Origin of the sequence: Aurantiacibacter luteus, assembly GCF_001010945.1 — a bacterium.
Classification (GTDB): Bacteria; Pseudomonadota; Alphaproteobacteria; order Sphingomonadales; family Sphingomonadaceae; genus Alteraurantiacibacter; species Alteraurantiacibacter luteus.
In genome coordinates this window covers 292,518-315,353 of the sequence record NZ_LBHB01000002.1, presented here as the reverse complement: position 1 = coordinate 315,353, position 22,836 = coordinate 292,518, and the positions used below count along the sequence as shown (strand labels likewise).

21 protein-coding genes are annotated in these 22,836 nt (G+C 67.0%); 4 read left to right on the top strand and 17 right to left on the bottom strand.

The genetic code is table 11. From position 1 onward, the window contains the following. The 3 genes from AAW00_RS07925 to AAW00_RS07915 form a co-directional block, all read right to left on the bottom strand. A complete protein-coding gene (locus AAW00_RS07925; protein ID WP_047003834.1) occupies positions 1-732 on the bottom strand; it encodes a response regulator in 732 nt (243 codons plus the stop codon). Further along, the gene (locus tag AAW00_RS07920; RefSeq protein WP_052761846.1) at positions 733-1,275 is read right to left on the bottom strand and encodes a hypothetical protein; all 543 of its coding nucleotides are present in this window, start codon (positions 1,273-1,275) and stop codon (positions 733-735) included. A gap of 192 nt (positions 1,276-1,467) precedes the next feature. Beyond that, the gene (locus AAW00_RS07915) at positions 1,468-3,288 is read right to left on the bottom strand and encodes an aminopeptidase P family protein (protein WP_047003833.1); all 1,821 of its coding nucleotides are present in this window, start codon (positions 3,286-3,288) and stop codon (positions 1,468-1,470) included. Between the two features lie 40 nt (positions 3,289-3,328). On the opposite strand from AAW00_RS07915, the gene AAW00_RS07910 reads away from it, so the two are divergent. Genes AAW00_RS07910 through AAW00_RS07900 form a run of 3 tightly spaced genes read left to right on the top strand, consistent with a single transcriptional unit; the run spans position 3,329 to position 6,314 of the window. After that, the gene (locus tag AAW00_RS07910) at positions 3,329-5,386 is read left to right on the top strand and encodes a S9 family peptidase (protein ID WP_047003832.1); all 2,058 of its coding nucleotides are present in this window, start codon (positions 3,329-3,331) and stop codon (positions 5,384-5,386) included. A 41-nt stretch (positions 5,387-5,427) separates the two neighbouring features. Then, complete coding sequence (locus AAW00_RS07905; RefSeq protein WP_047003831.1) at positions 5,428-5,901, top strand: hypothetical protein; 474 nt, start codon at positions 5,428-5,430, stop codon at positions 5,899-5,901. Further along, positions 5,898-6,314, top strand: coding sequence for an acyl-CoA thioesterase (locus AAW00_RS07900; RefSeq protein WP_047003830.1), 417 nt, complete (start codon positions 5,898-5,900; stop codon positions 6,312-6,314). Before AAW00_RS07905 ends, AAW00_RS07900 begins: the two co-directional genes overlap by 4 nt. A gap of 7 nt (positions 6,315-6,321) precedes the next feature. Here the strand turns inward: AAW00_RS07900 and AAW00_RS07895 are convergent, their stop codons facing one another. The 11 genes from AAW00_RS07895 to AAW00_RS07845 form a co-directional block, all read right to left on the bottom strand. Beyond that, positions 6,322-8,031: a GGDEF domain-containing protein gene (locus AAW00_RS07895; RefSeq protein WP_162199422.1), complete on the bottom strand. Its 1,710-nt coding sequence runs from the start codon at positions 8,029-8,031 to the stop codon at positions 6,322-6,324. A gap of 129 nt (positions 8,032-8,160) precedes the next feature. Beyond that, positions 8,161-9,279 (bottom strand): alanine dehydrogenase, encoded by a 1,119-nt coding sequence (gene ald / locus AAW00_RS07890; RefSeq protein ID WP_047003828.1) that lies wholly within the window; start codon positions 9,277-9,279, stop codon positions 8,161-8,163. Between the two features lie 94 nt (positions 9,280-9,373). After that, positions 9,374-10,159 carry a hypothetical protein gene (locus AAW00_RS07885; protein WP_047003827.1) on the bottom strand — a complete coding sequence of 262 codons (786 nt, stop codon included), beginning with the start codon at positions 10,157-10,159 and terminating at the stop codon, positions 9,374-9,376. Further along, positions 10,156-10,809, bottom strand: coding sequence for an endonuclease III domain-containing protein (locus AAW00_RS07880; RefSeq protein ID WP_047003826.1), 654 nt, complete (start codon positions 10,807-10,809; stop codon positions 10,156-10,158). Before AAW00_RS07880 ends, AAW00_RS07885 begins: the two co-directional genes overlap by 4 nt. Continuing rightward, the gene (locus tag AAW00_RS07875; RefSeq protein WP_052761845.1) at positions 10,803-11,960 is read right to left on the bottom strand and encodes an alkene reductase; all 1,158 of its coding nucleotides are present in this window, start codon (positions 11,958-11,960) and stop codon (positions 10,803-10,805) included. The genes AAW00_RS07880 and AAW00_RS07875 overlap by 7 nt, the downstream gene beginning before the upstream one ends. A 34-nt stretch (positions 11,961-11,994) precedes the next feature. Continuing rightward, positions 11,995-12,732, bottom strand: a complete 738-nt coding sequence (locus tag AAW00_RS07870) for an endonuclease III domain-containing protein (RefSeq protein WP_047003825.1) — start codon at positions 12,730-12,732, stop codon at positions 11,995-11,997. A 91-nt stretch (positions 12,733-12,823) separates the two neighbouring features. Then, a complete protein-coding gene (locus AAW00_RS07865; RefSeq protein WP_047003824.1) occupies positions 12,824-13,279 on the bottom strand; it encodes a CHRD domain-containing protein in 456 nt (151 codons plus the stop codon). Between the two features lie 466 nt (positions 13,280-13,745). Beyond that, positions 13,746-14,522, bottom strand: coding sequence for a DUF268 domain-containing protein (locus AAW00_RS07860; RefSeq protein ID WP_047003823.1), 777 nt, complete (start codon positions 14,520-14,522; stop codon positions 13,746-13,748). Between the two features lie 6 nt (positions 14,523-14,528). After that, positions 14,529-16,103 (bottom strand): glutamine-hydrolyzing GMP synthase, encoded by a 1,575-nt coding sequence (guaA, locus tag AAW00_RS07855; protein WP_047003822.1) that lies wholly within the window; start codon positions 16,101-16,103, stop codon positions 14,529-14,531. Positions 16,104-16,506: 403 nt separating this feature from the next. Then, on the bottom strand, positions 16,507-17,421 hold the full coding sequence (locus AAW00_RS07850) for a cation diffusion facilitator family transporter (RefSeq protein WP_047003821.1): 915 nt from the start codon (positions 17,419-17,421) through the stop codon (positions 16,507-16,509). Beyond that, the gene (locus AAW00_RS07845; protein ID WP_052761844.1) at positions 17,418-17,849 is read right to left on the bottom strand and encodes a hypothetical protein; all 432 of its coding nucleotides are present in this window, start codon (positions 17,847-17,849) and stop codon (positions 17,418-17,420) included. Before AAW00_RS07845 ends, AAW00_RS07850 begins: the two co-directional genes overlap by 4 nt. A 110-nt stretch (positions 17,850-17,959) precedes the next feature. Here AAW00_RS07845 and gyrB point away from each other — a divergent pair, with 110 nt between their 5' ends. After that, on the top strand, positions 17,960-20,503 hold the full coding sequence (gene gyrB / locus AAW00_RS07840; RefSeq protein ID WP_082124987.1) for a DNA topoisomerase (ATP-hydrolyzing) subunit B: 2,544 nt from the start codon (positions 17,960-17,962) through the stop codon (positions 20,501-20,503). A gap of 18 nt (positions 20,504-20,521) precedes the next feature. Here gyrB and AAW00_RS15285 read toward each other — a convergent pair whose 3' ends face one another. The 3 genes from AAW00_RS15285 to AAW00_RS07825 form a co-directional block, all read right to left on the bottom strand. Further along, on the bottom strand, positions 20,522-21,340 hold the full coding sequence (locus tag AAW00_RS15285) for a hypothetical protein (protein WP_052761843.1): 819 nt from the start codon (positions 21,338-21,340) through the stop codon (positions 20,522-20,524). A gap of 212 nt (positions 21,341-21,552) precedes the next feature. Continuing rightward, complete coding sequence (locus tag AAW00_RS07830) at positions 21,553-22,167, bottom strand: lysophospholipid acyltransferase family protein (protein ID WP_241461671.1); 615 nt, start codon at positions 22,165-22,167, stop codon at positions 21,553-21,555. 72 nt (positions 22,168-22,239) lie between these two features. Continuing rightward, entirely contained in the window at positions 22,240-22,770 is a 531-nt protein-coding gene (locus AAW00_RS07825; RefSeq protein WP_047003820.1) for a hypothetical protein, read from the bottom strand. Between the last annotated feature and the right edge of the window lie 66 nt (positions 22,771-22,836).

Genomic DNA, 22,836 nt, shown 5'->3' with positions numbered 1-22,836 from the left:
TCAGTCGGCCGGCGCGGTGCGCGTCACGTCGCAGGCGAGGCGGTAGCCGCCGCCCCAGACGGTCTGGATGAGCTTGGGATCGCGGCTGTCGGCCTCGATCTTGCGGCGAAGGCGGCTGACCTGGTTGTCCACCGCCCGGTCGAACAGGTGCGCCTCGCGCCCCTGCACCATGTCGAGCAAGCGGTCGCGGTCCATCACCTGCCGGGGATGGTCGAGAAAGGCGACGAGCAGGCGGAATTCGGCGGTCGAGATCGGCACCACCGTGCCATCGGGATCGGTTAGGCGTCGCTTAAGCGGATCGAGCTGCCAGCCATCGAAGGCATAACCGGCATCCTCGTCCGCGGCGGCGGGAACGGCGCGGCTCGCCCGGCGCAGGACCGAGCGAATGCGCGCGACGAGCTCGCGCGGCTCGAAGGGTTTGACGACGTAATCGTCGGCGCCGATCTCCAGCCCGACGATGCGGTCGGTCGCCTCGCCCTTGGCCGTCAGCAAGATGACCGGCAGATCGCGCGTTTCCACCAAGTGGCGGCACAGCGACAGCCCGCCCTCGCCCGGCATCATCACGTCCAGCAGTACGAGGTCGGGGACGTCTTCCAGCAACGCGCTGCGCGCCCTGGAGGCGTCCTCAGCCTGGATAACGGCGAACCCCTGGCGCGAGAGATACTCGGCCAAGGGCTGCCTGAGGCTGGCCTCGTCGTCGACGAGGAGAAGCTTGACGGGGGTTTCCGTCACCTATTGCCCGGAACGCTGCACGCGCTGGCCTCGGCGCTCCTGCATCTGCGCGCGGCGTTCGGCGGCGGTGACGGTGCCGTCGTTGTTCGCGTCCGCGGCATCGAAGCGGGCGAGCGCGGCGGCGGTGAACTGGGCCGAGGTCATCGAGGCGTTTTCGCCCATGCGGCCGCCCATCATCGCGTGATGAGCACCGCCACGGGCACCGCGCCGCATCCGGCGCTCACCCATGCGCTCGGCGCGATCCTCACGCGCCTCGGAACGGTGGGCCTGCATTTCCTCGAAGCTGAGGAGCCCGTCGCCGCTCGTGTCCATTTCGGCAAAGCGCGCGCGGGCCCGCGCCTCCCGGTCGGCGGCATTTAAGGTGCCGTCGGAATTGGCATCCATGCGGGCAAAGGCAGTGGCGGCGCGCGCCTCGGCCTGGGCGCGGGTCATGTCAGCCATGCGCTCGGCACGCTCGGGGCGCGCGGCGCGATCCTGGGCAACGGCCGTGCCGCCGACGGCGAGCGTGGCGGCGGCGATGGCAAATGCAATTGTGCGGTTCATGCGAAGTCTCCTGAGAGGCAAAAGAATTCGAGCAACGGGGCGTCCGTGGGGGGAGGGGAGGGAGCGGAACGCCCCGCTGCTCTCACCATCCGTTCTACGTCCGCCCTGTCGCAGCTTTATGCCGGTAACGGGGAATTTTGTCGCATTGTGTCGCGGTCCGGCCGGGTCATTCATCCCGCGTTGCTGCCGGAACTACAGCGGCGCGCAGGCGGCCTCCAGCCAGGTGAGATCCTCGCCCTCCAGCTGCGGAGCGAGCGTATCGCGCACCTTGGCGTGGTAGGTGTTCCACCAATCGATCTCGAAGGGCGAAAGCAGGTCGCGATCCACCAGCGTGCGGTCGATCGGCACCAGCGTCAGCGTCTCGAAGCCGAGCCAGTCGCCTTCCTGCCCGTCGATATGGCGTTCCTCGACCAGCACCAGGTTCTCGATGCGGATGCCGTATTCGCCGGTCTTGTAGTAGCCGGGCTCGTTGGAGAGGATCATGCCCGCCATCAGCGGCTGGTCGGTCCCCGCCTGCGCGCCGCGCCCCTTGGCGATGCGCTGCGGTCCTTCGTGCACGGCGAGAAAGCTGCCCACGCCGTGGCCGGTGCCGTGGGCGTAGTCGAGGCCCGCCATCCACAGGAACTGCCGCGCCAGCGTGTCGAGCGCGCTGCCCGGCGTGCCGGTGGGGAAGACCTGCGTGTCGAGCGCAATGTGGCCCTTCAGCACGCGGGTGAAGCGGTCCTTCACCTCGGCGGGCGGGGCATCGGGGCCGACCCACACGGTGCGCGTGATGTCGGTGGTGCCGTCCTTGTACTGCCCACCCGAATCGACGAGGTAGACGCTGTTCGGCGCGAGCGGCAGGCACGTCTCCTCACTCACGCGGTAATGGCAGATGGCCCCGTTGGAGCCCGCGCCGCTGATGGTGTCGAACGAGAGGTCGAGCAGCTCACCCGTGCCGTTGCGATAGTCGTGCAGCTTCGCCGCGACGGACAGCTCGTCCAGCATGCCCTTGGGTGCCTCGCCCTCCAGCCAGTGGAGGAAGCGCGCCACGGCCGCACCGTCCCTCGCCTGCGCGCTGCGGTGGCCGCGCTGTTCGGCCTCGTTCTTGATCGCCTTGGGCAGGACGGCGGGATCGGTCTCGGTCACGATCTCGGCTCCGACCTCGTCGAGCCGGTCGAAAATGGCATAAACGCTGCGCTCCGGATCGGCGGCGACGCGCTTGCCGGCAAGCTCTGCGAAGGCGGCAGAAAATTCATCGCGCGGACGGATGCGGACAGCATTGCCGAGTTTCGCCGCAACCTCGTCGGTCACCTTTTCGGGCGCGATGAACCAGTCGGCGGTGCCGTCGGCCTGCACCATGAGGTAGCTCAGCGCCACGGGCGTGTGGTCGACGTCCTTGCCCCGCACGTTGAGCGTCCAGGCGACCGAATCGAGCGCGCTGATGACGACCGCGTCGAGCTTCTCGGCCTTCAGCCAGTCGGCGATCTGCCCTCGCTTGTCAGCGCTGGAGCGACCCGCATGCTCGTCGTCATGGACGAAGGCGGGGGCGGCGCTCGGTTCGGGTTGGTCGGCCCAGACGGCGTCGATCGGATTGCTCTCGACCGCGACGAGCTCCATGCCCGCCTTCTTCAGCCGCGCTTCCATCGCGCGCGCCCAGCCGCGGGTGTGCAGCCACGGGTCGAAGCCGATGCGTCCGCCCTCGCGGGCGCTGGCCGCCACCCAGTCGCCCATCGAATCGGCGGGGACGGACTTGTATTCGAAAAGGTTGCCGTCGACCTGGTCGCGCACCTGGATGGTATAGCGCCCGTCGACGAACATCGCCGCGCCGAGACCTTCCCTCGGCTCGCGCAGCACGACCCCGCTGCCCGCCGATCCGCCGAAGCCCGTCAGCCAGCTAAGGCGCTGGGCATAGGCGCCGACGTACTCGCTCAGGTGCTCGTCGCTGATCGGCACCACGAAACCATCGAGTTCGCGGCGGGCGAGCTCCTCCCTGAGAGCGGAGAGGCGGGCTTCGTGGGTCTGCATCAGCATGTCTTGCGGTCCTTTCGTTCGCCCTACATAGGCCCCTTCGATGACTCATTCCACCCGTCCCCCCGTGGCTGCGAAACGGCCCGTCTCGACCACCCATCACGGCATCACAATCACCGACGATTACGCCTGGTTGCGCGATCCCGGCTATCCCGAGGTGACGGACGAGGAGGTGCTGGCCTACGTCAAGGCGGAGAACGCCTATTTCGAGGCCGAGATGGCGCCCCACAAGGGGCTGGTCGACGCGCTGTTCGCCGAGATGCGGGCGCGCATCAAGGAGGACGATTCCACGGTCCCCTACAAGGATGGCGAGTGGGAATACTGGTCCGAATTCGAGGAAGGCGGGCAGTACCGCAAGTTCTACCGCCGACCGGTCGGCACCGACGAGCGCCGGCTTATCCTCGACGCCCCCGCGCTGGCCGAGGGGCACGAGTATTTCTCCCTGCGCGACATATCGGTCAGCGAGAGCGGGCGGCTGCTCGCCTATTCGGTCGATACCACCGGCGGCGAATACTACGACGTGCGGATCGTCGATCTCGAGACCGGCGCATACCTGCCCGACACCATCGCCAGGACCAACACCTCGCTGATCTGGGCGGCGGACGACACCATGCTCGTCTACGGCCGCGCCAACGAGCAATGGCGGGTGGACCGCTTGTTCGTCCACCGCCTCGTCACCGACGAGAGCGAGGACGTGGAGATCTACCACGAGCCGCAGCTGGGCTTCACCGCCTCGCTCGGCCTTTCGTCGAACCGCGAGTGGCTGGTCCTTTCCGCCGGCGACAACGAGACGAGCGAGGTGCGCCTGCTGCCCATCGCCGATCCTTTCGCCGAGCCGCTGCTGGTGCGGGCGCGCGAGAAGGGCGTCGAATACGACGTCGACATTCACGGCGAGACGCTGTTCGTCCTTGCCAACGACACCCACGTCAACTTCCGCCTCGCCACCGCGCCGCTGGCTGCGCCAGCCGACTGGACGACGCTGATCGAGGGATCGGACGCGTTCTACATCACCGGCTTCGACCTGTTCCAGGATTTCTACGTCGTCGACGGGCGGCTGGCTGGGCTCGACCGGACCGAGGTGCGCTATTACGACGATCCGGCGCGCATCGAGACCATCGAATTTCCCGAAGCGAGCTTCACTGCCGGACTCGGCAGCAATGCCGAGTGGGCGACGGACACGCTGCGCCTCGGCTACCAGTCGATGGTGACGCCCGACACCGTCTACGACTATGACGTGGCCAGCCGGCAGTTGACGGTGCGCAAGGTGCAGGAGATCCCCAGCGGCTTCGACGCCTCGCTCTACGCGGTGGACCGGGTTGAAATCGAAGCGCGGGACGGGGCCAAGGTGCCGGTCAGCGTGGTTTACCGGAAGGATCGCCAGAAGCCGGGGCCGCTGCACCTCTACGCCTACGGCGCCTACGGCTATGCCGTGCCGCCGGGCTTTTCCACCTCGCGCCTCAGCCTGGTGGATCGCGGCTTCGCCTACGCCATCGCGCACATCCGCGGCGGGGACGACCTGGGGCGCGAGTGGTATCTCGGTGGCAAGCTGGCGGCGCGGACCAACACCTTCAATGATTTCGTCGACGTGGCGCGCGGGCTGATCGAACTGGGCTACACCAGCGAGGGACGGATCTCGGCCAGCGGCGGTTCGGCAGGGGGCGAGCTGATGGGCGCGGTGGTCAACCAGGCACCCGAGCTGTGGGGGGCGGTGGTCGCGCACGTGCCGTTCGTGGACGTGCTCAACACCATGCTCGACGAGACCTTGCCGCTGACGCCGGGCGAATGGCCGGAATGGGGCAATCCCATCGAGGACAAGGCCGCCTTCGAGCACATCGCCAGCTACAGCCCCTACGACAACGTGAGCCCGCAGACCTATCCGCCGATGCTGGTGACCGCCGGCCTCGCCGATCCGCGCGTCACCTACTGGGAGCCCGCCAAGTGGGTCGCGAAGCTGCGCGAACTGAAGACCGACGACAACGTGATGCTCTTGAAGACCAACATGGGCGCCGGCCACGGCGGCAAGTCGGGCCGCTGGGAAGGCCTGCGCGAGACGGCAGAAGAGGTGGCCTTCATCCTCTGGCAGCTGGGGGTCGAGGATTGAAACCTGGCCGGGTCATTGTTGTCCTGGCCGCAATCGCGAGCATGGTGGCCGGGACGTGGTACGTCCTTTCCCCGCGGCTCGCGCTCGCCGCGCTCAGCGAACCTGACGCCGATCCCGCCGACATAGCCGCCCTCTACGATCGCCTCGCGCTGCGCGCAGCCTTTGCGCGGCAGACCGAGCCGAGCACGCATGGCCTGCCCCCGCCGATCACGCGCGAGGTCTTGCTCGATGCCCTATCCCATCCGCGCAGTGTTCGCTTGCTGGTGCTCGAACCCTATGGCCAATGGCAATTCGCTGCGGGCGAGGGATTGCCGGACGGTCTAATCGAGGACGATCCCGCAGGCTTCATGCCGCGCGCGCTCGAAACTACCGAGAACTGGTCGGTCGAGCGCGGCGGCCTCGATTCCTTTACCGCCATCCCGGCGGACCGCCCCGGAGGCAACCGCTACCGTTTCCGGCGCGATGGGCTGGGATGGGTGCTGGTGGAAATTCAGCTTACGGAGCGCATTCGATGAGCAACACCCATACACTCACCTTCCTCGCCGGGCCGGAGCACATCGATGCCAACGGCCACGTCAACAACGGCGTCTATGTGCGCTGGATGGAGGAGGTCGCCGTCGCCCACTGGATGGCCATTGCCCGGCCCGAGGACATCGAGGCCTATGCCTGGGTCGTGACCCGGCACGAGATCGACTACCGCGCCAATGTGACCGAGGGCGCGACAGTCACCGCCACCACGGAAATCCGCCAAGGCCCGCGCGGGGCGCGCTTCGACCGCTATTTCACCGCCACCGACGAGAAGGGCCGCGAGCTGGTGCGCGCGGTGACGACCTGGGCGATGGTGGACAAGGCCAGCGGCAAGCTGCTGCGTGTGCCGAGCGAGGTCGCGGCACCGTTCATGCCGGCGGGCGGCTGGATGCCGGCCTGAACGCGCGTCAGGCGGCGATGCGCCGGTCCTCGCCCCGGCGCGGATGGAACACGCGCAGGCGTTCGGACATCGTGCGGTCGCGCCCGGCGGCCTTTGCCTCGTAAAGCAATCGGTCGGCGCGTTCGTACAGCGCGTCGAACCCGGTGTCGGCCAGCGTCCCGGGCGGCACTTCGACAAGCCCCATGCTGGCGGTAACGGCTGTGTCCACCAGGCCGCTTTCGGCGATGCGCTCGGCGATGGAGCGGCGCTTGGCCTCGGCCCGGCATAGCGCATCCTCGCCGCGCAGCAGCAATACGAATTCCTCGCCGCCCATGCGAAAGGCCATCGTATCGCCGTGCGACGGGGTGATAGCCTCGGCAACGCATTTCAGCACCTGGTCGCCCACGGTATGGCCGTGACGGTCGTTTACACGCTTGAAGTGGTCGAGATCGAGCACCGCCAGGGTAGTGAACCCTTCCTCCCGCAGTGCAGCGTACTTGCGCTGCAACGCGCGCCGGTTGAGCAGACCCGTCAGCGGATCTCGTTCGGACGCGCGCTCCGCCACCTCGGCCGCGGTGCGCGCCCTGTCGCGCTCGCGCTTGAGAGTCATGAACCGGTCGGCGACGGCAAAGGCGCTGACGGTGATCTGCCAGGCGAGTGCGAGGTGCTGCGCCTGCACCATCGGCAGGGTATCGGCCATGTTCGTCGTCAGGGCCGAACCGATGCGGGCGATGCCGATGGCCAGCAGCGGCAGGTAGGAAAGCAGCACGAACCGCAAGGCCCGGCTCGCCCCGCGCAGCGGCCGCGCCAGCGCCGCGCACAGGCCCACGATGAAGATCGCGTATCCGCCGTAGTAGATCTGCATCACTGCCACGCCCAGGGCGTCTGCCAGCAGCAGGCGCGCGATGCCGAGCGAAACGGCGAGCACGGCGATGGCCCGCAGGATCGTGCGGCCACGATCGCCCAGCTGCTCGCGTTCGATGAAACTGGCGGCAAACAGGGTGCCCGCTGCCACGGTCATGTCGAAGCTGAGCTGCGCCACGACGTGCTGCGTGCCCTGTCCGACGCCGAGAAGCAACGTCAGCAGTCCGCTGACCGCCAGGGTCTGCACGACAGCCATCGCGCAGAACAGCGCGTGATAGAGCGGGAAGCTCTTGCGCAGCACGCGTTGGAAGCCGAGGTCGAACAGGATCGGCGCGAGCAGGAGCCCGGCGAGAAGGGCGGCCACGATCTGGTCGAGCGTGGCGATGGGCACGCTGGGCTGTCCGTCCGAAATACGCGTGGGAGCGAGACGGGGCGCGATCTGCACCCCGTCGAAGCGAACGATGATCGCCGAGAGCCTGCCGGACGGGACGGCGACCGCGTGGGTGAAGCGCCAGACCGGGCTGGATACAGAAAGGTCGTCCGCGCTCATATTTTCGCGGCGCAGATTGCCATTCTCGCTGGCCGCCGTGATCGACAGGCTGTCGAACAACCTGTTCGAGAGCGTGAGGACGGGATCGGCGACCGATTGCCCGCGCATGTCGAAGCGCAGCAGCATGGTTTCGGCATCGGCCTGCCAGTCGCCTTGATCGCAGGTCCAGCGCGAAGCGGTCGCGGCCACGGCGGCTTCGCTTTCGCCCGCGCGCAGCTCGGCATGGCAGATCGAGCCGGGCGTGGCCCAGCGGCCGGCGGGATCGGCAAGGGAAAGGTCCGCGGCGCTTGCGGACTGCGCGGCGGGCACGGCGAGGAGCGCCAAGAGGCACATGATCGCCAGAATTTTCCGCGCAATTTGCAAGAATGTTTCCCCCGGAACGGTCCGGGGTTAGCGCATTAGCCTTAGTGGTCCGTTAAACTCTCGGCCGAAAATCCATCCGTTCCGGATCGATCACCCGGCGATCGCATCCTCGATGGACAGCGCCTCGTAGCCCAGTTCCTGCGCCACGGCGGGATAGGTCACGCGGCCAGCGTGGACGTTGAGACCCTGCGCCAGGTGCGGATCGGCACGCATGGCCTGCTTCCAGCCCATGTCGGCAATGCGCAGGGCGTGCGGCAGGGTCACGTTGTTGAGCGCATAGGTGCTGGTGCGGCTGACGGCGCCCGGCATGTTGGCGACGCAGTAGTGGACGATGTCGTCGACCACGTAGGTCGGCTCGTCGTGGGTAGTGGCGTGGCTCGTCTCGAAGCAGCCGCCCTGGTCGATGGCGACGTCCACCAGCACGGCGCCGGGCTTCATGGTCTTCAGCATGGCGCGGGTCACGAGCTTGGGTGCGGCGGCCCCGGGCACCAGCACCGCGCCCACCACCATGTCCGCCTCGGCCACGGCTTCCTCGATGTTGGCGCGGCTGGCGAAGCGGGTGCTGGCGCGCGCCTCGAAATGGGTGCCGACCTTTTCCAGCACCTCGGGATTGAGATCCATGATGACGGTGTCGGCGCCGAGGCCCGCGGCCATCTGCGCGGCGTTGAAGCCGACCACGCCGCCGCCGATGATCACGACCTTGCCCGGCATAACGCCCGGCACGCCGCCCAGCAGCACGCCGCGCCCGCCGTGGGCCTTTTCAAGCGCCGTCGCACCCGCCTGGATGCTCATACGCCCGGCCACCTGGCTCATGGGCTTGAGCAGCGGCAGACCGCCGTGCGGGCTCGTGACCGTTTCGTAGGCGATCGCCGTCGCCCCGGATTCGACGAGGCCTCTTGTCTGCTCCGGATCGGGGGCGAGGTGCAGATAGGTGTAGAGCACCTGTCCTTCGCGCAGGCGGGCGATTTCCTCGGGCTGCGGTTCCTTGACCTTGACCACCATCTCGGCCTGTTCGAAGACCTCGTCCGCCGTGGGGACGACCTTTGCCCCGCGATCGGTGTAGTGCGAATCGAAAGCGCCGATGCCTCCGCCCGCGCCCGTTTCGATGAAGACTTCGTGCCCGTGCGCGACCAGCTCGCCCGCGCTCTCCGGCGTCAGGCCGACGCGGTATTCGCGGTTCTTGATTTCCTTGGGGCAGCCGATGCGCATGGAATTTTCTCTCCGGTGGAACGGGTCTGTTCGTTACAGGCGAAACCTGTTGCCCGCAACGCTATTCAATGGACGCCGACGGCGACCGTCCGCGCTATTTCGGCCTGACGAGCTTTGCCGGCCGCGCCCGCTGCGCCTCGGCGAACAGGCCATAGGTGCGGTTCACGTAGTTCGAGACGTCGGTGATAGAGGCGAGGTAGCCTTCCAGCTCGGGCGTCATCTCCTGCTCCACCAGCCGCACGCGGGCGGACGGGTTCTCGGTCTCGAAGCTGACGTAGAACCACGGCTCGCCGCGCTTCAGCACCAGCGGCTTGGAAATATCGTACCATTCGAAAGCCCAGGCCAGCGGGCGCGGCCAGATGTGCACGGGGAAGCGCCCGCCCATCTGCACGCCGGGGCGCGGGGTGGGAAACCAGTGGAGATAGGGCGCGGCCTGCACCACGTAGCACGGCTCGTCCGCCACGAAGACGTAAGGCGCGGTGAACTGGATGATCGGGCGGTCGGGATCGCGCCATTCGCCCGGCGGCTGGACGATGAACAGGTTGGCGCGCCCCTGCGGCCGCATGGCCGACTGCTCGCCGTCCGCATCGACGAGCTGGATCTGCCCCTGGGCGTTGCGGCGGAACTCCAGCGTCAGGTCGACGGGGCAGGGGATGACGAAATGCCGCCGGTCGAAGTCGATGGCGGCGGGGCAGGCCTGGATGGACTTGGCGCTGGCGGCCTTGCGGTCGGCGCGGCTGAAGGCCTTCGGCGGCGCCCAGATCGCGCCGCCGTTGCCCGGCCACCTGACCGTCCAGCCGACGGTTACCGTGCGTCCCTTGCCGCGCGTCTCGGCCTCGGCGGCGCCGGCGTCCTCGGCGAAATAGTCGTCCCAGCTCATGCCTGATCCCTCGCGGCGTAGAATTCGCACAGGTCGCTGACCGGGCACACGTCGCAGCGGGGCGAGCGGGCGCGGCAGATGCGCTTGCCGAGCTGGATCAACCAGAAATGCCCGTCGCGCAAGGCCCAGGCGGGACTGCGCGCCTCGAGTTGCTCGGCGGTGCGGTCGGCGGTTTTTGCCTCGGTCAGGCCGATGCGGTTGCATACGCGGTGGACGTGGGTGTCGACCGCGATCACGTCCGCGCCGAAGGTGAAGCTCATCACGATGTCGGCGCATTTGCGGCCGATGCCGGGCAGCGACAGCAGGCCCTCGCGCGTGCTCGGCACCTTGCCGCCGTGCTCGGCCAGCAGTGCCTCGCAGAAGCGGCGGATGTTGCGCGTCTTCATGTTGTAGAGGCCGCAGGGCTTGATGGCCGCCGCGATCCGCTCGTCGCTCAGCGCCAGCATGGTGCGGGGCGTGTGGGCGAGCGCGAACAGCGCCTTGGCGGCGGCCGCCGTGTTGCGGTCGAGCGACTGGGCCGAGAGCATGCACGAGATGCACGAGCGGAACGCGTCGGGCTGGCCCTTGGGCCCCTTCGCGCCTTTCGTGCGCCCCGGCATGGCGCGCGATATGCGGCGATAGACCTCCTCGACCGCGCTCTCGCTCAGCACGGCAGCGGGTCGTCCACCTTTTCCAGGCTCGGGTAGTCGGTGTAGCCTTCCATGCCCCCGCCGTAGAAGGTCTTGGGATCGGGATCGTTGTAGGGACCATCGGCGGCGATGCGCGCGGGCAGGTCGGGGTTGGCGATGAACAGGCGGCCGAAGGCGACGGCGTCGGCATGCCCCTCGGCGATCCACTGCGAGGCCTTTTCGGGCGTGAAATTGCCGTTGGCGATGAACTTGCCGTCGAAAGCCTCGCGCATGGCGTGGATGATTTTGTCGCCCTCGCTCTTCTCCCCGTCGGCGCCGCCATGGTCGGTGGCGCGCACGGTGTGGAGGTAGGCGAGGCCGCGTCCGGCGAGCAGCTTCGCGGCGGCGGGATAGGTCTCTTCCGGATACTCGTCCGCGCTGCCGCCCGCGCCGCCGATGGGGGTCAGGCGCACGCCCACGCGGTCTGCCGGAAGCTCGGCGGTGATCGCCTCGATCGCCTCGCCCAGCAGGCGCAGGCGGTTGTCGAGGCTGCCGCCGTATTCGTCCTCGCGCCGGTTGACGCCGGTGCGCATGAACTGGTCGATGAGGTAGCCGTTGGCCGCGTGCAGCTCCACCCCGTCGAACCCGGCGCGCGCGGCGCAGCGCGCGGCGTTGTGGTAGTCTTCCAGCACCTGCTTGATCTCGTCGGTCGTAATGGCACGCGCCTGCGTGAAAGGCACCTCGGGCCCGTCGGGATGGCGGTCGCCCACGAAGGCCTTGCCCTCGGGCGTCCAGGCGCTGGAGGAGACCGGCGCGCCCTCGTCCGGCTGGAACACCGGGTGGCTGACCGCGCCCACGTGCCAGAGCTGGCACACGATGCGCCCGCCGGCATTGTGGACCGCGTCGGTCACCGGCTTCCAGCTCTCGACCTGCTCGTCGGTGAAGATGCCGGGCGTCCAAGCGTAGCCCTGCCCCTGCTTGCTGATCTGCGTCGCTTCCGAGACGATGAGGCCCGCCCCGGCGCGCTGGGCATAATAAAGCGCGTGCAGCCCCGTCTGCGTGTTCGCCAGCCGCTCCGAGCGGGCGCGGGTGAGCGGGGCCATGACGATGCGGTTCTTCGCCTCGATGGCGCCAAAGCTGGTCCCCTCGAACAGCGGTGCGAGGTCGGGATTGCTGGGCTTGATCTGGGTCATGGATACTCCGGTCGGTTCGGTTTTGTCTGGCAACTCATCTGCCCGCGTGGCCGTTCCCCGTTCGCACCCGTCCGGTATCGCATTGGGCGGCGATGGGGCAGCGGTGGCAGTGGGCGACGCTCGGGCGGCAGTGGACCTGCCCCAGCCGCTTCACCAGCAGGTGATGCTCGTCGATGTCGGCGGCGCTCCATTCGGACGGCAACAGCGGCATGAGGACGTCGTAGGCCCGCTGCGTGTCGGCACGCTGCGGGACGAGGCCGGCGCGCTGCATCACCCGCCGATGATGCCCGTCGATCACCAGCGCGCGGCGGGCGAAGACGCTGGTGTTCATCACGCCCGCGGCGATCTTGCGCCCGACGCCCGGCAGCTTCTGCAGCCAGTCCATGGCGAGATCGTCGGGCAGGTTGGAGAGGTGCCTGAGGTCCACCGCCCCGCGTTGCGCGATGATAGCGCGGAAACAGGCGCGGATGCGCTCTGCCGCTACAGCGGGAAAGGTCTGGTTCGCCAATACCCGCTCGATGTCCGGCAGCTCGGCATCGGCGACCCCCTGCCAGGTGCCGAATGCCGCGCGCAGCGCATCGGTCGAGGCGTTGGACACGGGCGTCTTGGTCTGCGCCCCGATCACGCCCTGCACCAGCGTCCAGACCGGGTCCTTGCGCCGTTCGTCGGGCCGCTCGATCCGGCCGAACTCGGCGATCAGCGCGGCGTGGATGCGCGCGAGGCGCCCGGTACTTTCGAGGCTGCGCGCATCCGGGCCGAAATCGAATTCCATGGTAACCCAAGAGATGGGGAGCGTCCGCCCAACGAAGAAGGGCGCACGGGCGATGTGCCCGCGCGCCCCTTCGCTCGCCTCGCGGCGCGGATCAGCGCATCAGCTGTCCGCGGATCGCGCCGTTCGGGAATTCGGCGGTGTGCACGTTGACGTAGAAGTTGCCGGGGTTCGCCTGCAGCATGTTCTGCAGGCCCTCGGGCGCGGGGTCGCAGCCCTGCAGTTCGCCCTCGTTCGACACGCGCATGGTGAAGACCGGGCTGCCGTTGGTGCCGGCCGCACCCTGGTGGATGTGCGCTGCGGTGATGGGCCCGATGCCGCGCACGTCCTTCACCTCGTAGCAGACCTGGTCGAGCGCGTCGGAAACCGAGATCTCGGCCTCGCCCATGCCCTGCGGATCGCCGCCACCGACCTCGTTCGAGCCCATCAGCCGGGCGTGGTAGGTGACGCTGGTGGCATCGACCACCTCTTCTTCCAACGTGGCGCAACCCGCGAGCACGATGGCTGCGGCGGTGGCAGTGCCCAGCAGGGCAAACTTCGACAGTGTCATGATGTGCGTTCCTTTTGCGCCGCACCAGTCCCCGGCGCGGCTTCATGGTTCGTCAAACCCCTGAAATCCGCCGGTGTTCCGAAGCGGCGGCGACAGGCGACGTTTGACAAGGCCGAAGGGCGCGGGCATCTGCCCTGCACCCTAATGAAGGACACCCCGCGTGAAACGAGCCGTCGTCAATCTTGCCAAGGAAAGGCTCGGCTCGTCGGGCGGGGAATTCGTGCTTACTTCAGTGCTTGACGACCCGCGCGAGAAAGCCAGGCAGGACGACTAGGCTTGGCCTCGGCATGGTTTCCGGAGAGCGCGTGCAAGAAGCGCTGGCGCTGCTGACCGAGACAGGCGCTTTCGTCCCCGCCTTGACTACCCCTTATATCAGCGTCCCCGACCCGGTCGTTACGCCGATCGTCTGAGCGCGGCATACGCCACTAGAAGAAAAAGGTGCGGCAGAAGAAATTCCGTTGTCGCCTCAACGAACCTTCTGAAATGTGAAGATCCCGCAACCATAATCGAGGTCGAGAGCCTTTCCTTCGATCGCGCAATCAAGATGCAGGTCTCCTTGGTCGTCGACATAGTCAAAGCGCACGAGCTGCATTCTTTCCACAATTCCCGGGTGCGCCAAGATCCAGTTAGGATGGAACACGCGCTGCTCGTTGAATTGCACCTCATTGGCGCGGCTGATCGGGAAGCTTAGATAGAGACGCCCACCCACTTCCGTCAGGTCAATGAGGTTGTACACGCCCTTGTTATGACCATCGACGTCAATGGGGTCCGAATAACGGCCCAGCCCGAAGTGTTCGATAGCGTGCAAGCATGAGACTGAGTCTGCCTCTCCGAGCTGTTGGGGCTGGGTGAGGTCTGCCTGGACGAACTTGATATTGCTGTGAACAGAGGCTGGGAGGGGGCGAACGTCGACGACCTCCACCTCGCGAAAGCAGGCGAGGTGAGCCACGAACCCATCGACGCGCGAAGCAACGTCGATATGCCGCCGCGGTTGTGCCTCGAAGATCAATTTGGCCACCAGCAGGTCCTGATGAAAATAGTCTCCGCTTGCGGTGCCCGCATTGTCGGCGAAATCGTACAAAATCATCGAGTTCTCGGTGATCGTTCCGCCCTGACGCAGGAATTCGTCACGCTGGGCGCGATACTTGGTATAGTTTTTTACGGCGCGGACGCGGCCTGGATATAGGCCGATACCGTTGACGATCATCTTCAAAGATCGCCGCAGCGAATTGGGTTTCTGCATTATGTCTCACTCCCACTCGATCGTGCCGGGCGGCTTGCTGGTGTAATCGTAGACCACGCGGTTCACGCCCTGCACTTCGTTCACGATGCGCGTGGCACAGCGGGTGAGGAAGGCGGCGTCGAAGGGATAGACGTCCGCCGTCATGCCGTCGGTGCTGGTCACCGCGCGAAGGCCGCAGACGCTGTCGTAGGTACGGTGGTCGCCCATGACACCCACGGTGCGCACGGGCAGCAGCACGGCAAAGGCCTGCCAGATCGCATCGTAAAGCCCGGCGGTGCGGATCTCGTCGAGGTAAACGGCATCGGCCTTCCTCAGGATATCGCAGCGCTCTTTCGTCACCTCGCCGGGGATGCGGATGGCGAGGCCGGGGCCGGGGAAGGGGTGGCGGCCCACGAACACGTCGGGCAGACCCAGCTCGCGGCCCAGTTCGCGCACCTCGTCCTTGAACAGTTCGCGCAAGGGCTCGACCAGCTTCATGTTCATACGCTCGGGCAGGCCACCCACGTTGTGGTGGCTCTTGATCGTGACGCTCGGCCCACCGGTGAAGCTGACGCTCTCGATCACGTCGGGATAGAGCGTGCCCTGCGCGAGGAAATCCGCACCGCCGAGCTTGGCCGCCTCCTCCTCGAAAACGGCGATGAACTCGGCGCCGATGAACTTGCGCTTCTTTTCGGGATCGGTGACGCCTTCGAGACCGCCCATGAAGCGCGCCTCGGCATCCACCACCACCAGCGGGATGTTGTAGTGGTCGCGGAACATGGTCTCGACCTGCTCGCGCTCGCCGAGCCGCAGCAGGCCGTGATCGACGAAGACGCAGGTCAGCTGGTCGCCGACCGCCTCGTGGATAAGGATCGCAGCGACCGAGCTGTCGACCCCGCCCGACAGGCCGCAGATCACCTTTCCGTCGCCCACTTGCTCGCGAATTTCGGCGACCTTGGTCTCCCGGTAAGCGGCCATGGTCCAGTCACCGGCGAGGCCACAGACCTTGTGCACGAAGTTGGCGAGCAGCTTGCCGCCGTCGGGGGTGTGGACGACTTCGGGGTGGAACTGGGTGCCGTAGAAGCGGCGCGCCTCGTCGGCGATGACGGCGAAGGGCGCGCCGTCGCTGGTTGCGACGATCTCGAAGTCGTGGGCGAAGCGGGTGACTTTGTCGCCGTGGCTCATCCACACCTGGTGCCGCTCGCCCTCGGCCCAGAGGCCGTCGAAGAGAGCGCAGTCCTTCGTCACGGTAAGGAACGCTCGCCCGAACTCGCCGCCTTCACCTGTTTCGTGCCCGGGGCGAACCTCCCCGCCGAGCTGGTGGCTCATCACCTGCTGGCCGTAGCAGATGCCGAGAATGGGCACGCCCGCCTCGAACAGCATCTGCGGCGCGCGGGGGCTGCCCTCGTCGGGCACGCTGGCGGGGCTGCCGGACAGGATGATGCCCTTGGGCCGCATCCGGGCGAAGGCTTCCTCGGCCATGGTGAAGGGGGCGATCTCGGAATAGACGCCGGCCTCGCGAACGCGGCGGGCGATCAGCTGGGTCACCTGGCTGCCGAAATCGACGATGAGGATGGAATCGGGGAGGAGGTCGCTCTGCATGGGCGGCCATTGCCTGAAAAGCTGCGCGGCTGTCCAGCGCGGGCCCGTTCTCCAATCCGGCAAGGCAATGTTGCGTTAGACGCAACACTTGTCGATCTTTTCGCATTTGCACAATAATGTTTCAAAGGGCATCTGCGCGCCACAGCCGGGGCCGAGAACGAATCGGTCCCGTCAGAACAAGAAAGACAGGGCAATGCGCAACATCATGACTTCGGTTCTCGCCTTCATCGCGTCGATCTCGATCAGCACCACGTTGCTGGCCGGTTACGTCGCCTAAGGCATTACGGGACCCCAAGGCCCGGAAGCTCTTCCTCCCCCCCTTCCCGAGCTCCGGGCCACTCCAGAAAGGCCGCTCCCGACCCCGGAGCGGCCTTTTTTGTTGCCGGTAAGAAATGATCTGCCGTCAGGCCTCATCGGATTGGGGAGGCTCGAAGGTGAGGCGGGCGAGGCGCCAGTCGGGGACTTTGCCGGTCAGTTCGCCGTGCGGAGGAATCTGCGCGGGCGGCTCCACGCCCTCGACCACGGCAATCATGTAGCGCCCGGATTCACGCAGCCGCACCGTGCTGCCGGGCCAGCACTCCTGCGCCTTGGCTATGACCGTCTCGGCCTCGTGCGAGATCGCCGCGCTGTCCATCTCGCGCGGAGCGCCATCCAGCAGCTCGGCCGATGCGGTGCGGATGTTCGAAATGCCGTCCTTCAGGATCGACAGGGCGATCAGCAGCCCCGCCGCGCTGTCGGCCCACCAATATCCCATGCCGATGCCCACGATACCGACGATGCCGGTCAATCCGGTCTGCCAGTCCGCCTTCTGCATCAGTGCGTCGGTGTGAAGAACCTTGTCGCGTAGCCGTCTCGCGACCGGCAGCTTGCGGTGACCGAGGATGACAGGGGGCACGATCGAATAGACGAGCGCGGCGATCATCAGCCAGCCGAGCCATACGCGCTGGCCGAAGATCTCGATCGGCGGGACGGTCGGGTGCTCCTGCGCCAGCAGCGCGCTCGCCGCCTCCCAGGCGACGAACAGGCCGACTAGCGTCAGCGCCACTGCCGCCACCAGAAAGGCGAGGCTGTTCACGCGGGCGAAGCCGAAGGGAAATCTCGACGTGGGCTTTTTGGGTTCGAAATGACCGGCGACGAGAAATGTCATCGCCGGGACGAGGCTGAGGAAATCCTCGATCAGCGCGCTCTGCATGGCCTTGCTGGCGCCCATCGTGAAATACATCACGGCGATGATCGTGCTCATCCAGGCAAGCGTCCACCACTCCAGCCGCCGGCCGTAGGCGAAGTCGACCTCGATCGCGGCCGGGATGCCGCTCATCGCGCCACCTCGTTCTCCACTGTGGCGATCCAGCCGTTCTCGCCGTTGCGAAAGGCGAAGCGGGGTACGCGTTCGGATTTGCCCGGATTGCCGATACGGCCCGGCTGTTCGCCGAAATAGACCTCCGCCGCCCACGGCGAATCGTCGGCGAAGCGGCCGTAGACGAGGTCCAGCTCGCCGGCCTGCAACGCTTCGAGCATTTCCTCGCCGTGCCCCTGGCGGCGCTCGACCTGCGCGCCCGTCAGCCGCGCCACGCGCGCCAGCGCCGCGCTCGCCTGCGCGTCGGGCTCTGCTCCGACGATTTCGCCCAGCCTTATGACCCGGCTCGCCCGCACCCGCTCGCTCGTACCGTCGGGATCGCGCGGCATTCCGCAACCGGCGAGAAGCGCCGCGCCCAGCGCCGCGACGATGATGGACGAGCACCGCATCGCCCATCGCAACGCACCAGCGACGAAAGTGGCCCCGGACCCGTGGACAAAGGGCACGCGCTGGCCCGCGAAACCTTCCGATACCGCCTTGCAGCGCCTATATCCGTCCGATGGACGAGAACACGAACGATACCCCCGCTTCCCCGCCCGCGAAGCCGCGCCAGAACGGCGAGTACGGTGCCGAGAGCATCAAGGTCCTGAAGGGCCTCGATGCGGTCCGCAAGCGGCCGGGCATGTACATCGGCGATACCGACGACGGATCGGGCCTGCACCACATGGTCTTCGAAGTGAGCGACAACGCCATCGACGAGGCGCTGGCCGGGCATTGCGACCTGGTGCTTATCGAACTGAACCCCGACGGCAGCGTCAGCGTGGAAGACAACGGACGCGGCATCCCGGTGGACATCCACAAGGAGGAAGGCGTCTCCGCCGCCGAGGTCATCATGACTCAGCTGCACGCGGGCGGAAAGTTCGAGAACACGAGCGACGACAACGCCTACAAGGTCTCGGGCGGCCTGCACGGCGTGGGCGTGTCGGTCGTCAACGCCTTGTCCGAGTGGCTCGAGCTCGTCGTCTGGCGTGAGGGCAAGGAGCACTGGATGCGCTTCGAGCACGGCGACGCGGTGGAATCCTTACGCGTCACAGGCGATGCCCCGCCGGTCGAAAGCAACGGCGATGCGAACGGCCTCAAGAAGGGCACCCGCGTCACCTTCAAGGCGAGCGAGGACACGTTCAAGAACGTCACCGAGTTCGATTTCGAGAAGCTGGAGCACCGCTACCGCGAGCTCGCCTTCCTCAATTCGGGCGTCCGCATCAAGCTGCGCGACAAGCGGCACGAGGAGCCGCTGGAGCACGACCTGTTCTACGAGGGCGGGATCGCCGCTTTCGTGAAGTACCTCGACCGCAACAAGCAGCCGCTGGTGCCCGAGCCGATCTCCGTCAGCGCGGAGAAGGACGGCATCGGCATCGACGTCGCGCTGGAGTGGAACGACAGCTATTACGAGAACGTCCTCACCTTCACCAACAACATCCCGCAGCGCGACGGCGGCACCCACCTCGCCGCCTTCCGCGCCGCGCTGACGCGCACGCTGAACAACTACGCCAGCGCCTCGGGCCTGCTGAAGGGTGGCAAGATCAGCCTGTCGGGCGAGGACATGCGCGAGGGGCTGACGGCCATCGTTTCCGTCAAGCTGCCCGATCCCAAGTTCTCCAGCCAGACCAAGGACAAGCTGGTCTCGTCCGAGGTCCGCTCGCCGCTGGAAAGCCTTATCGGCGAAAAGATGACCGAGTGGCTGGAAGAGAACCCGGCCGATGCCAAGACCATCGTGCAGAAGATCATCGACGCCGCCGCCGCGCGCGAGGCGGCGCGCCGGGCGCGCGAGATGAGCCGCAAGGGCGCGATGAGCGTCGCCAGCCTGCCGGGCAAGCTCTCCGACTGCCGCGAACGCGACCCGGCGCTTTCCGAGCTGTTCCTGGTCGAGGGCGACAGCGCCGGCGGCTCGGCCAAGTCGGGGCGCGATTCCAAGTACCAGGCCATCCTGCCCCTGCGCGGCAAGATCCTGAACGTGGAGCGCGCCCGGTTCGACCGGATTATCTCGTCCAAGGAGGTCGGCACGCTGATCCAGGCCATGGGCACGGGGCTGCGCGACGAGTTCAACCTCGAGAAGCTGCGCTACCACAAGGTCGTCATCATGACCGACGCCGACGTGGACGGCGCGCATATCCGCACCTTGCTGCTGACGTTCTTCCATCGTCAGATGCCCGAGATCATCAAGGCCGGGCACCTGTTCATCGCCCAGCCGCCGCTGTTCAAGATCGCCAAGGGCAAGAGCGAGGTCTACGTGAAGGACCAGGCCGCGCTCGACCGGCACCTGGTGGCGAACGGCTTGCAGGACCGCGTGCTGGAGACGGCGGGCGGGGCGCGCTCGGGCGCGGACCTGGCCGACCTCGTCGAACAGGCGCTGCTGCTCAAGAACCTCATCGCCTTTGCGCCGCGCAAGTACGATGCCGCGGTGATCGAGGCGATGGCCATGGCGGGCGCGCTGGCGCCGGACCTGTCGCGGGCCGACCGCGAGACGGCGCTGGCGCGCGCGGCGGCGCAGTTGCAGCTGGGCGATGGCGAGGCCGAATGGTCCGCGCGCCTCACCGATGCGGGCGACGTGCGCTTCGACCGGGTGTGGCGCGGGGTGGCCGATGTCCATTTGATCGAGGGCAAGTTCCTCGACAGCGCCGAGGCGCGGAAACTGCACAAGCGCGGCGTCGAGCAGGCGGAAACCTACGCTGCGCCCGCGCGGCTTGTGAAGGGCGGCGCGCCCGCTCCCGAACCCGACACGGCTGACGACGCAGAGGGCGAGGATATGCTGTCCTTCGATCCGGACAGCGCCATTACCCGGCCTACCCAGTTGCTCAATGCCGTCCTGGTCGCGGGGCGCAAGGGCCTGACCATCAACCGCTACAAGGGGCTGGGCGAGATGAACGCCGAGCAGCTGTGGGAGACCACGCTCGACCCTGACAATCGCGAGCTGTTGCAGGTGAAGGTCGAGGACGCCGACGTGACGGACGAGATCTTTACCCGCCTGATGGGCGACGTCGTCGAGCCGCGCCGCGAGTTCATCCAGGACAACGCGCTAAACGTCGCCAATCTCGATGTCTAGAACGCGCCCGCTGCCGGCCTAGAGCCGGTAGCGGTCGTCGTCCTGGCGCAGCACCGAGCCGTCGTCGTTCGGTCGCAGCGTGTCGGGATGCCCGTCGCGGTCGAGATCGGTGCCGGTCGTGGTGACATGGCCGTCGTCGCCGGGCCTGAGCGTATCGGGGTGGCCATCACGGTCCATGTCGGTTCCGCTTGTCGTGACATGGCCGTCGTCACCTGGGCGCAGGGTATCGCGGTGGCCGTCGCCGTCCATGTCCGTGCCGCCGACCGAGCGCGCGGTCGATGCGGCGGGCGCAGCAGCTTCCGCCCCGGTGCCGAGGTGGTCGTAGAGCGCCTCGTAATGCTTCATCGCCTGGCGCAGGTCCTCGGTGGAGGCCGGCGTGCCGGTGTTGTGGCGCGCGGCGATCTCGTGCGCGGCGCGGTAGTGACGGGCGACATCGCCGTGGTTCACGGTCAGATCCTCGAACCGGCGGTCGAAATCGGCCATGGGATAGCCGACGGTCTTCATCATCGTCGCCAGCATCCGGTCGGCGTGCAGCACGGCCTCGATCGGGCTGTCGACGAAGACCGCCTTCACCTCGCGCCATTCGCCCGCGAACCGGGCCTGCTCGTCGGCGCTAAGGCGGCGGATTTCGAGCGCTTCGACCCGCTTCTCGCGTTCGGCGAGGGCGGCCTCGGCGGCGCTGCGATCGCCTGCGCCTTCCAGCGTCCGGTCGTATTCGTCCTGGCCGAATTTCTCGCGGAGGGTTTCGGTGCGGCGGCGGCGCATCGACAACCATAGCCCCGCGACCACCAAGAGTGCGATAACAATGACGATGCCGATCAGGACGTTCTGGTCCATGAGGATGCTCTCCTGTACGATCCCCGTCCGATCACTTCGCCAACGGCCTGAAAGTCAACGCGTTCCGGCGAAGGCGCATTCACTTGCGCGAAAAGCCACGGCATGAAGTCGGGTGTGCGGCGGACGTAGTCGGCAAAAGCCTCGGCCGTAGCGGCTAATGCATTCCGCGCTCCGTCACCCCCGGGATCAGCGCGGCGTTGGCGAGCAGGGCCTCACTCACCGTGCATCTGGTCGAGTGTCTTCGTCATCGCTTCCAGCGCCACGAAGCGTTCGCAATCGGGCATGGCATGCCGGTAGAACGCGGCGACACGGGCGAGGTCCGCGCGGTAATCGCCCGTCGGCATGATCGGCTCGCCGATCCCGCACACCTTGCGCCGGTAATCGACATAGGCCGGGACTATGGGCACGCCCGCACCATGCGCGATGTGGTAAAAGCCTGTACGCCATTCTCCGTTGGACGTGCGCGATCCCTCAGGCGCGACCACAAGGGCGAGTTTGTCGGCCCTGCGAAACGCATCGATCACCGTATCCACGTAGCGCCCGCTGCGCGTGCGCACGACCGGGATGCCGCCCATGTCGTGCATGAATCGCGTCATCGGCCAGCGGAACAGCGTATGTTTGCCGAGAAAGCTCGGCTCTATGCCGAAGTGGTGCACCACGCCGGCAAAGGCGATGAAATCCCAGTTGGAGGTGTGCGGCGCGCCGATGAAGACGAACTTGGGGACGCGCGGCGCCTCGCCCTCTAGCCGCATCCCGCGCGTCGACCACAGCCACACGAGAATGCGCCAGACGAGGCGCGAAAGCAGGCTGGGCGATTTGTCTCTCACAATGCAAACTCCCCCCGGATGCCGTAGCAGCCGAGGGGAGCTTTGCCACTAGAGCGGCAGGACAAGTGTCGATTATTCGGGCGCAACCGGGCTGCCCGGCTCGGGGAAGCGCGAGAACACCGCGTCGCCTTCGGTGGCGCGGGTGTAGCGATCGCCGGTGACGGTCATGGAGTTCTCGGTGTTGAGCTCCATGTCCTCGTTCAAGCGGACGAGCTGGCCGTTCGAGACCGTGAACCAGGTCGGCGAGCCGTACCAGTTGTCGATCTTGAAGCGGTAGCCGTCGGGCGTGGTGGTGTACTTGCCGGTCTGCACCTGGTTGTCCGGGCCGACGTAATCGTAGGTCATGTCGGCGGAGTTGATGCGCACGGCGGTGTCTCCGTCGGCGCCGGTGTAGCTGTAGACACCCGAGTAGTCACCGGCGTCGGCCAGCGTGGTGGCCGGGCCGGCCTCGGCGGTGGTGTCGGCGGCCATCGCGTTGTCGTTCGCCATCGTGTCGGCGGCGGCGGTGTCGTCGGCCATCGCCGTTTCGTCGGCATCGCTGTCGCCGCAGGCCGCCAGCAGGGCGAGCGGAGCAGCGGCGGTGAGGATCAGGTATTTACGCATGTCGTGGTTCTCCTTCGATGGGCTGGCAACGAAGAAACCGGGCGAAGTTTCCGCAAATTTGGCGAA